General features: G+C 71.2%; 9 protein-coding genes. 7 read left to right on the forward strand and 2 right to left on the reverse strand.

Going from position 1 to position 10104, the window contains the following annotated elements:
* Positions 1-40 precede the first annotated feature (40 nt).
* The 4 genes from ACTWP5_RS16380 (at position 41) to ACTWP5_RS16395 (ending at position 5061) form a co-directional block, all read left to right on the forward strand.
* On the forward strand, positions 41-2269 hold the full coding sequence (locus ACTWP5_RS16380) for a polyribonucleotide nucleotidyltransferase (RefSeq protein WP_443221685.1): 2229 nt from the start codon (positions 41-43) through the stop codon (positions 2267-2269).
* Positions 2266-3690: a M16 family metallopeptidase gene (locus ACTWP5_RS16385; RefSeq protein WP_443221686.1), complete on the forward strand. Its 1425-nt coding sequence runs from the start codon at positions 2266-2268 to the stop codon at positions 3688-3690. The genes ACTWP5_RS16380 and ACTWP5_RS16385 overlap by 4 nt, the downstream gene beginning before the upstream one ends.
* Before the next feature lie 100 nt (positions 3691-3790).
* Positions 3791-4564 carry a 4-hydroxy-tetrahydrodipicolinate reductase gene (gene dapB, locus ACTWP5_RS16390; RefSeq protein WP_443221687.1) on the forward strand — a complete coding sequence of 258 codons (774 nt, stop codon included), beginning with the start codon at positions 3791-3793 and terminating at the stop codon, positions 4562-4564.
* 98 nt (positions 4565-4662) lie between these two features.
* Positions 4663-5061, forward strand: coding sequence for a hypothetical protein (locus ACTWP5_RS16395; RefSeq protein WP_443221703.1), 399 nt, complete (start codon positions 4663-4665; stop codon positions 5059-5061).
* A gap of 90 nt (positions 5062-5151) precedes the next feature.
* Here the strand turns inward: ACTWP5_RS16395 and ACTWP5_RS16400 are convergent, their stop codons facing one another.
* Together ACTWP5_RS16400 and ACTWP5_RS16405 are read right to left on the reverse strand one after the other, a co-directional pair.
* Entirely contained in the window at positions 5152-5703 is a 552-nt protein-coding gene (locus ACTWP5_RS16400) for a hypothetical protein (RefSeq protein ID WP_443221688.1), read from the reverse strand.
* Between the two features lie 61 nt (positions 5704-5764).
* Complete coding sequence (locus ACTWP5_RS16405; protein ID WP_443221689.1) at positions 5765-6052, reverse strand: hypothetical protein; 288 nt, start codon at positions 6050-6052, stop codon at positions 5765-5767.
* A 146-nt stretch (positions 6053-6198) separates the two neighbouring features.
* On the opposite strand from ACTWP5_RS16405, the gene thyX reads away from it, so the two are divergent.
* The 3 genes from thyX to ACTWP5_RS16420 all read left to right on the forward strand — a co-directional run bounded on the left by thyX (position 6199) and on the right by ACTWP5_RS16420 (position 9841).
* Positions 6199-6921, forward strand: a complete 723-nt coding sequence (gene thyX / locus ACTWP5_RS16410; RefSeq protein WP_443221690.1) for an FAD-dependent thymidylate synthase — start codon at positions 6199-6201, stop codon at positions 6919-6921.
* Between the two features lie 184 nt (positions 6922-7105).
* On the forward strand, positions 7106-8005 hold the full coding sequence (gene dapA, locus ACTWP5_RS16415; RefSeq protein ID WP_443221691.1) for a 4-hydroxy-tetrahydrodipicolinate synthase: 900 nt from the start codon (positions 7106-7108) through the stop codon (positions 8003-8005).
* A 150-nt stretch (positions 8006-8155) separates the two neighbouring features.
* The gene (locus ACTWP5_RS16420; RefSeq protein WP_443221692.1) at positions 8156-9841 is read left to right on the forward strand and encodes a ribonuclease J; all 1686 of its coding nucleotides are present in this window, start codon (positions 8156-8158) and stop codon (positions 9839-9841) included.
* Positions 9842-10104 lie beyond the last annotated feature (263 nt).

Raw genomic sequence — 10104 nt, forward strand, 5'->3', positions numbered from 1 at the left:
CCTCCGGCGGCGTCTGGGGCAGAGAAGAGGAGTATCCAACGTGGAGAACGACATCCACTACGCCGAGGCCGTGATCGACAACGGCCCGTTCGGCAGCCGCACCATCCGCTTCGAGACCGGCCGGCTGGCCCGGCAGGCCGCCGGGTCCGCGGTGGCCTACCTCGACGACGACACCATGGTGTTGTCGGCCACCACCGCCTCGAAGGCTCCCAGGGACCAGCTGGACTTCTTCCCGCTGACCGTCGACGTCGAGGAGCGCATGTACGCCGCCGGGAAGATCCCCGGCTCGTTCTTCCGTCGCGAGGGCCGTCCCTCGGAGGACGCCATCCTCACGTGCCGCCTGATCGACCGCCCGCTGCGGCCGTCGTTCGCCAAGGGCCTGCGCAACGAGATCCAGATCATCGAGACGGTGATGGCGCTCAACCCCGACCACCTCTACGACGTGGTCGCGATCAACGCCGCCTCCTGCTCCACGCAGCTCGCCGGCCTGCCCTTCTCCGGCCCCATCGGCGGCACCCGCGTCGCCCTGATCCAGGGTCAGTGGGTGGCCTTCCCCACCCACAGCGAGCTGGAGGACGCCGCCTTCGACATGGTCGTGGCCGGCCGTCTCCTGCCCGATGGTGACGTCGCGATCATGATGGTCGAGGCCGAGGCCACCGAGCGCACCGTCGAGCTGGTCAAGGGCGGGGCCCTCGCCCCGACCGAGGAGGTCGTCGCCGAGGGCCTGGAGGCCGCCAAGCCCTTCATCCGGCAGCTGTGTGTCGCCCAGGCCGAGCTGGCGTCGAAGGCCGCCAAGCCCACCGCCGAGTTCCCCATCTTCCTGGACTACCAGGACGACGTCCTGGAGGCGCTGACCGCCGCCGTCAGGGACGAGCTCGCGCAGGCGCTGACCATCGCCGGCAAGCAGGAGCGCGAGACCGAGCTCGACCGCCTCAAGACCGTGGCCGCCGAGAAGCTGCTGCCGCAGTTCGAGGGGCGCGAGAAGGAGATCTCCGCCGCGTACCGCTCGCTGACCAAGCAGCTGGTCCGCGAGCGCATCATCCGTGACAAGGTCCGCATCGACGGCCGCGGCGTGACCGACATCCGCACGCTGGCCGCCGAGGTCGAGGCGATCCCGCGGGTGCACGGCTCGGCGCTCTTCGAGCGCGGCGAGACGCAGATCCTCGGTGTCACCACGCTGAACATGCTCCGCATGGAGCAGCAGCTCGACACCCTCTCGCCCGCCACCCGCAAGCGGTACATGCACAACTACAACTTCCCGCCCTACTCCACGGGCGAGACCGGGCGCGTCGGCTCCCCCAAGCGCCGCGAGATCGGTCACGGCGCGCTGGCGGAGCGGGCCCTGATCCCGGTGCTGCCCAGTCGTGAGGAGTTCCCCTACGCGATCCGCCAGGTCTCCGAGGCCCTGGGCTCCAACGGCTCCACCTCGATGGGCTCCGTCTGCGCCTCCACCATGTCGCTGCTCAACGCCGGCGTGCCGCTGAGGGCCCCGGTCGCCGGCATCGCCATGGGCCTGATCTCCCAGGAGATCGAGGGCGAGACGCACTACGTCACGCTGACCGACATCCTCGGCGCCGAGGACGCCTTCGGCGACATGGACTTCAAGGTCGCCGGCACCCGGCAGTTCGTGACCGCCCTCCAGCTCGACACGAAGCTCGACGGCATCCCCGCCTCCGTGCTCGCCGCCGCCCTCAAGCAGGCGCGCGACGCCCGGCTGCACATCCTCGACGTGATGAGCGAGGCCATCGACGTCCCCGACGAGATGTCGCCGAACGCGCCGCGGATCATCACGGTGAAGATCCCGGTCGACAAGATCGGCGAGGTCATCGGCCCCAAGGGCAAGATGATCAACCAGATCCAGGAGGACACCGGGGCCGACATCACCATCGAGGACGACGGCACCATCTACATCGGCGCCGCGGACGGCCCCTCGGCCGAGGCCGCCCGCACCACGATCAACGGCATCGCCAACCCGACGATGCCCGAGGTCGGCGAGCGGTACCTGGGCACCGTGGTGAAGACCACCACCTTCGGCGCGTTCGTCTCCCTCCTCCCCGGCAAGGACGGCCTGCTGCACATCTCGCAGATCCGCAAGCTCGCCGGCGGCAAGCGGGTGGAGAACGTCGACGACGTCCTCGGCGTCGGCCAGAAGGTGCAGGTCGAGATCGCCGAGATCGACCAGCGCGGCAAGCTCTCCCTCGTGCCGGTCCTGGAGGAGGACGGCGAGGGCTCCGAGAGCACCGAAGCGAAGGACGCCGCCCAGCAGTGACGCGCACGCCTCGTGCGTCGGCCCGCCACGCCAGTGTTCCCACGGCGCGGCGGGCCGCGCCCGCTCCCCGTCCGGCCCCGTCCCGCACCTCCACGCTCCGCAGGGGGGAGAACGGCGCCGGCACCATCCGCAAGACGGTGCTCCCCGGTGGGCTGCGCGTCGTCACCGAGACCGTGCCGACGGTCCGGTCCGTCTCGTTCGGCATCTGGGCACACGTCGGCTCCCGCGACGAGTCCCCGTCGCTCAACGGCGCGACGCACTACCTCGAACACCTGCTCTTCAAGGGCACCCGGCGGCGTAGCGCCCTCGACATCTCCTCGGTGATCGACGCGGTCGGCGGTGAGATCAACGCCTTCACCACGAAGGAGTTCACCTGCTACCACGCGCGCGTCCTCGACACCGACCTGCCGCTGGCCATCGACGTCGTCAGCGACATGCTCACCGGCTCGCTCATCCCCCCGGAGGAGGTCGACGCCGAGCGGGGCGTCATCCTCGAGGAGATCGCGATGACCGAGGACGACCCGAGCGACAGCGTCCACGACCTGTTCTCCTCGACCCTCTTCGGCGACACCCCGCTCGGCCGGCCCGTCCTCGGCACCGTCGAGACGGTCAACGGCCTCACCCGCGACCGCATCGCCCGCTTCTACCGCCGGCACTACGACCCGACCCGCCTCGTCGTCACCGCGGCCGGGCGTCTCGACCACGACGACGTGGTGCGGCAGGTCCGCGACGCCTTCGTCAGCGCCGGCGCCCTGCCCGCGGACGCGGACGCCGCCGGGGCCGACGCCGAGCCCGTTCGCCCCCGCTCGGGGCAGCGCACCATCCGGGGCGCCGGGCGGCTCGGGGTGGTCAGGCGCCGCACCGAGCAGGCCCACCTGGTGCTGGGGCTGCCCGGCGTCTCGCGCCACGACGAGCGACGCTGGGCGCTGTCGGTGCTCGCCACCGCCCTCGGCGGCGGCATGAGCTCGCGCCTCTTCCAGGAGGTCCGCGAGAAGCGGGGGCTGGCGTACAACGTGTACACGTACACCTCCGGGTACGCCGACTGCGGCCTCTTCGGCGTCTACGCCGGCTGCCGTACCGCCCAGCTGCGGGACGTCCTGGCCATCTGCCGCGAGCAGCTGACGCGGGTGGCCCAGGAGGGGCTCGGCGAGGAGGAGACCCGACGCGCCGTCGGCCAGCTCGCCGGCGCGACCGTGCTCGGGCTGGAGGACACGGGTTCCCTCATGCACAGGCTCGGCAAGAGCGAGCTGTGTTGGGGGGAGCAGCTGTCCGTGGATGGGATGCTGGAGCGCATCAGGTCGGTGACCACGGACGACGTGCGGGCCGTGGCCGCCGAGGTGCTCGGCGGCAGGCCCTCGCTGTCGGTCGTCGGGCCGCTCACGGAGCGGCAGAGCGAACGCCTCTCCGACGCCCTGGCCTGACCGTCCGACGCGTGCGGGCACCGCCGCCCCTGCCGCACGACCACAGGGCCGACCGCCCGACCGGTCGGCGTACACGAGAAGAGCACGGGAGAAGAGGTTCATGAGCACGCTGCGCGTGGCCGTCATCGGCGCCCGGGGGCGCATGGGCGCGGAGGCCGTACGCGCCGTGCGGGAGGCGGAGGACATGGAGCTGGTCGCCGCCCTCGGGCGGGGCGACGAGCTGACGTCCCTGCTCGACGCCGACGCCCAGGTCGCCGTCGAGCTGACCCACCCCGACGCGGTCATGGACAACGTCGCGTTCTGCGTACGCAACGGCATCCACGCCGTGGTCGGCACCACGGGCTGGACCGACGAGCGGCTGGCCGCGGTGCGCGGCTGGCTCGACGCCGCGTCGGGCCAGGCACGGGGTACGGGCGTGCTGGTCGCGCCCAACTTCGGCATCGGCGCCGTTCTGACCATGCGCTTCGCACGCGCCGCGGCCCGGTTCTTCGAGTCGGTGGAGATCGTGGAGCTGCACCATCCGGGCAAGGCCGACGCGCCGAGCGGCACGGCCGTGCGCACCGCGCGGCTCGTGGCCGAGGCCCGCAGGACCGCCGGGCTCGGGCCGCAGCCGGACGCGACGAGCAGCGCGCTCGACGGGGCGCGCGGTGCCGATGTCGACGGCGTCCCGGTGCACGCGGTGCGTCTGCGCGGGCTCGTGGCCCACCAGGAGGTCATCCTGGGCGACGAGGGCGAAATCCTCACGATCCGCCACGACGCGATGAACCGGGCCTCCTTCATGCCGGGCGTGCTGCTGGGTGTCCGGCGCGTGGTCGACACCCCGGGCCTGACCGTGGGCCTGGAACACTTCCTCGACCTCGGCTCGGACGCGTGACGGGGCGGGCCGCGTCCGAGCGGCCTGGTCGCGGCGACGGGGCGGGGGGCCTCGCGGGGTTCGTCCTGCTGAGCGCCGTGCTCGTCGTCTATCTCGCCATGGTCGGGCACCGGGGGGTCCTGTTGGTGGCCGAGGGCACGTGGGTGACGGTGGCGCTGGGTGGCGCCGTGCTGGCGCTGCCGGCGCTCGGGGTGTGGTTCCTGTGGCGCGGCGTCTGCTTCGTGCGCGCCGCGCACCGGCTGGCCAGGGAGCTGGGGGCCGAGGGCGGGAGCCACGACGCCACGGACGCCGCCGAGGACTCCGCTCCCGCGACCGGCGCGCGCGCCGCGTCCGCACGGGCCGCCTTCGAACGGCGCCGGGCGGAGGTGGAGGCGAGCCCGGGGGACTGGCGCTGCTGGTTCCGCCTGGCCGTGGCCTACCACGAGGCCCGCGACACGCCGCGGGCCCGGCGTGCCATAACGCACGCGATCAGGCTGCACGCCGCACAGCGACGGTAGCCGTCGCGGGCGCCGCCCCGCGGGCGTCGTGGAGCCCCGCGCACGCGGGTGACACCGGCGGGCACGGGAGCGTGCGGCCAGCGGGCCGGCTCAGGCCCGGCCGACCTCGCCGCCGTGCTCCGCCGCCCATGCCTCCAGCACGTCGGCGGCCCGGTCGAACGCCTGCGGACGGCCGAGGAAGTCCGCGTTGTGGTCCGTCAGCAGGGTGCGCAGCGGCTCGCCACGTCGCCGTTCGATCAGGAGGGCCTGACCCTGGACACTGCGGGGCGTCCCGAGCCACTTCACCGGCTGCTGCACGGTGCTGACCCGCGAGACCTCCCGCCAGCGCAGGGTGCGCGTCGTCAGGAGGCCCACGCGCCGCAGCCCTCGGGCGCTCACCCAGACGCCCATGCGCAGCAGCCGCAGCGCGTAGGCGATGCCGAGCAGCGCGGCGCCGGCGGCGACCTCGGCTCCGGCCAGGCTGCCGGCCAGGGCGATGATCACGGCGGAGATCAGCAGGTACGCCGCGATGAGCAGCGTCAGCGCGGCCAGGGCCACGCGCCACGGTCCCGGACGGTACGGGCGGCGCCAGTAGTCCAGGTCGGGGTGGGGGAGGGGTTCGGTGGGCGCGGCGGGTTCGGCCGCGAGAAAGCGCAGAGGCACGACAGCTCCTCATTCGTCTCACAGGCGGGGGGTGCTGTGAACGAAGGTGAGGCTATCGCGCTTACGGGGTCTCCCCTGCCTCCGGAGTCACGGGGGGTGGCTGGTGTTCCACGTCGAGGGCGGGTCTGGCCAGCAGGATCGTGCCCAGCAGACCGGCTGTGACGACCATGCCGAGCAGCACGTGGCCGAGGAGAGCACCGATCCTGGCACCGCCGGTGCGAGGCGGACGCGCCGACGGTAGGTCCCCGCCGTCGACGCGGCGGGCACCGTGGATGCCGTGAGCGTCGTGGACGTCGTGGTCGTCGTGGACGAACCCGTGGTCCTGACCGAAAAGATCCCGCGACGCCATGACCGTCTCCTCCCCTTTTCTTCCCCCGAGTGCCGCCATGCGAACGTATTAACGGAAGAGTCGGACCACCTGTTCCCGACGCCCTCGCCGGATCGCCACCCGCGCTGGGGCGAGGCGTGTCAGTGGCGGCTCGTAGGGTGGCTGCCGTGACCGACACTCCCACCTTCCGCAGCGACGTGACCGTCGAGCTCGTCAAGCACAGCGCCTCCGACACGGACGTGCTCTGGGCGGCCAGGGTCTCCACAGCCGGTGAGCAGTCCCTGGAGGAGATCAGCAAGGACCCCGAGCGGTCCAGGGGCCTGATCAACTTCCTCATGCGTGACCGGCACGGCAGCCCCTTCGAGCACAACTCGATGACCTTCTTCGTCAGTGCCCCGATCTTCGCGTTCCGCGAGTTCCACCGCCACCGCGTCGGCTGGTCGTACAACGAGGAGAGTGGGAGGTACCGCGAGCTCCAGCCCGTGTTCTACGTGCCGGGGCCCGACCGGAGGCTGGTGCAGCGTGGCCGCCCCGGGAAGTACGAGTTCGTCGAGGGCACCGCCGAGCAGCACGCCACGGTCACCAAGGCGCTGGAGGACTCCTACCGCCAGTCGTACGCCGCGTACCAGGAGATGCTCGCCGCGGGCGTGGCGCGCGAGGTGGCCAGGGCCGCGCTGCCCGTCGGCCTGTTCTCCTCGATGTACGCCACGTGCAACGCACGCTCCCTCATGCACTTCCTGGGGCTGCGCACCCAGCACGAGCAGGCGCGGGTGCCGAGCTTCCCGCAGCGGGAGATCGAGATGATCGCCGAGCGGATGGAGGCGGAGTGGGCGCGGCTCATGCCGCTCACCCACGCGGCGTTCAACGCGAACGGGCGCGTGGCGCCGTAGCCGGGCTGGTCATCCCCCTCGAACAGTCGCGCTATGTGTCCGTATTGCGGCTTTTGTCGACTGTCATCTAAGGTGAATGAACGGACCCGGCGCTGCCTGAACCCCCGAGCGGGCAGCGCCGGGATCCACATGTCCCCCGCCCCGATGGGCCACGAGTCGCTGAGCTGCGAGTAGCGTGGATGCCATGGCTCCGACCTCCACACCGCAGACCCCGTTCGGGTGCGTGCTGACCGCCATGGTCACCCCGTTCACGGTGGACGGCGCGCTCGACCTCGACGGTGCGCAGCGGCTCGCCGCGCACCTGGTGGACGCCGGCAACGACGGCCTGATCGTCAACGGCACCACCGGCGAGTCCCCCACCACCAGCGATGAGGAGAAAACCCAGCTGGTGCGCGCCGTGGTCGAGGCGGTCGGAGACCGCGCCCACGTCGTGGCCGGCGTCGGGACCAACGACACCCGGCACAGCGTGGAGCTGGCCCACGCCGCCGAGCGGGCGGGCGCCCACGGGCTCCTCGCCGTCACCCCGTACTACAGCAAGCCGCCGCAGGAGGGCCTGGTCCAGCACTTCACGGCGATCGCGGACGCCTCCGAGCTGCCGGTCATGCTCTACGACATTCCCGGCCGCAGCGGCATCCCGATCACCACCGAGACGATGGCACGGCTCGCCGAGCACCCCCGCATCGTGGCCAACAAGGACGCCAAGGGCGACCTCGGCCGCGCCAGCTGGGCCATCGCCACCACCGGCCTCGCCTGGTACTCCGGCGACGACATGCTCAACCTGCCGCTGCTCTCCGTCGGAGCGGTCGGCTTCGTCTCCGTCGTCGGACACGTCGTGACGCCCGAGCTGCGCTCGATGCTCCAGGCCCACACCAGCGGCGACGTCGCCAAGGCCACAGAGGTCCACCAGAAGCTTCTCCCGGTCTTCACCGGGATGTTCCGCACCCAGGGCGTCATCACGTCCAAGGCCGCCCTCGGCTTCCTCGGCCTCCCCGCCGGCCCGCTCCGCCTCCCCCTCGTGGGCCTCAGCCCCGAGCAGGCCGAGCAGCTGCGGAGGGACCTGAAGGCCGGCGGTGTCCACGTGTGAAGCCCGTCACCACCACCACGCCCGTGCTCACCGCCGGGCCCGAAGAGCTCGCCACACCAACGGCGACAACTGAATACATCACCACAGCACACAGTCACGCGCGCCACGTGTCCCGCACGGACAGGTGGCGCGCGTGGTCAGGAGAGTCTCTTGAGTCATCCCCATCCAGAACTCGGCCCGCCGCCGACGCTTGCTGAGGGGGGTCTGCGCGTTACCCCGCTGGGCGGCCTGGGCGAGATCGGCCGCAACATGACCGTGTTCGAGTACGGCGGGCGACTGCTCGTCGTGGACTGCGGCGTTCTCTTCCCCGAGCAGGAACAGCCCGGCATCGACCTGATCCTTCCCGACTTCACCACCATCAGGGACCGCCTCGACGACATCGACGGCATCGTCCTCACCCACGGGCACGAGGACCACATCGGCGGTGTCCCGTACCTGCTGCGCGAGAAGCCCGACATCCCGCTCATCGGATCGAAGCTGACCCTCGCGCTGTTGGAGGCCAAGCTCCAGGAACACCGCATCCGGCCGTTCACCCTCGAGGTGAGCGAGGGACGGCGGGAGCAGATCGGACCCTTCGACTGCGAGTTCGTCGCCGTCAACCACTCCATCCCCGACGCCCTGGCCCTCGCGGTCCGCACGCCGGCCGGCCTGGTGGTGCACACCGGCGACTTCAAGATGGACCAACTCCCGCTCGACGGGCGCCTCACCGACCTCCGGGCCTTCGCCCGCCTCGGCGAGGAGGGCATCGACCTGCTGCTGAGCGACTCCACCAACGCCGAGGTGCCCGGCTTCGTGGCGCCCGAGCGGGAGATCTCCGGCGTGTTGCGGCAGGTCTTCGCCCAGGCCCAGAAGCGGATCATCGTGGCCAGCTTCGCCAGCCACGTCCACCGCATCCAGCAGATCGTGGACGCCGCCCAGGAGCACGGGCGCAAGATCGCCTTCGTGGGCCGCTCGATGGTGCGGAACATGGGCATCGCCCGTGACCTCGGGTACCTGCGGGTGCCGGCCGGGCTCGTCATCGAGCTGAAGACACTCGACGACCTGCCGGACGACCAGGTGGTGCTGGTCTGCACGGGCTCCCAGGGAGAGCCCATGGCGGCGCTGTCCCGGATGGCCAACCGCGACCACCAGATCCGCATCGTCGAGGGCGACACCGTGATCCTGGCGTCCTCCCTGATCCCCGGCAACGAGAACGCCGTCTACCGCGTGATCAACGGACTGACCCGCTGGGGCGCGAACGTGGTCCACAAGGGCAACGCCCGCGTCCACGTCTCCGGCCACGCCTCGGCGGGCGAGCTGCTGTACTTCTACAACATCTGCCAGCCGCGCAACCTGATGCCGGTCCACGGCGAGTGGCGCCATCTGCGCGCCAACGCCGAGCTCGGCGCCCTGACGGGGGTGCCGGCGGACCGCGTGGTCATCGCCGAGGACGGCGTGGTCGTGGACCTGGTCGACGGCCGGGCCAAGATCGTCGGCAAGGTCCAGGCCGGCTACGTCTACGTGGACGGCCTCTCGGTGGGCGGTGTGACCGAGGCCAGCCTGAAGGACCGTCGGATCCTCGGGGACGAGGGCTTCATCTCCATCTTCGTCGTGGTCGACAGCAGCACGGGGAAGATCGTGAGCGGGCCGAGCATCCACTCGCGCGGCTCCGGGATCGACGACTCCGGCTTCGCCGCCGTCATCCCGAAGATCGAGGAGGTGCTGGGCCGGTCGGCCCAGGACGGTGTGGTGGAGCCGCACCAGCTCCAGCAGTTGGTGCGCCGGACCGTGGGCAAGTGGGTCTCCGACACCTACCGTCGGCGGCCGATGATCATGCCCGTCGTCGTGGACGTCTGAGCCTCCGACGAGCTCTCATCTCCCCTGCGGGGCGCCAGGATTTGCATCCGGGCGCCCCGCTCCAGTACGTTTACCGAGCCGCCGCAGGGGGAACCCGAAGCGGCCCAGGGAGAACATCTCTCCAGATGGCTCGTTCCTTGAGAACTCAACAGCGTGCTTGATAGTTGTCAATGCCAGTTTTTTTGTGATTCATTCTGCGAGGATGCTCGCGTGAGTGGTCGCGTTTTGTGATGCATTCACGGAGAGTTTGATCCTGGCTCAGG

It is taken from the genome of Streptomyces sp. 4N509B (assembly GCF_052245655.1).
GTDB lineage: Bacteria > Actinomycetota > Actinomycetes > Streptomycetales > Streptomycetaceae > Streptomyces.

Excerpts from the sequence above, each read along its gene's own strand:
- dapB (WP_443221687.1), top strand. The coding sequence starts at position 3,791 with ATGAGCACGCTGCGCGTGGCCGTCATCGGCGCCCGGGGGCGCATGGGC.
- ACTWP5_RS16395 (WP_443221703.1), top strand. The coding sequence starts at position 4,663 with ATGGTCGGGCACCGGGGGGTCCTGTTGGTGGCCGAGGGCACGTGGGTG.
- ACTWP5_RS16405 (WP_443221689.1), bottom strand. The coding sequence starts at position 6,052 with ATGGCGTCGCGGGATCTTTTCGGTCAGGACCACGGGTTCGTCCACGAC.
- dapA (WP_443221691.1), top strand. The coding sequence starts at position 7,106 with ATGGCTCCGACCTCCACACCGCAGACCCCGTTCGGGTGCGTGCTGACC.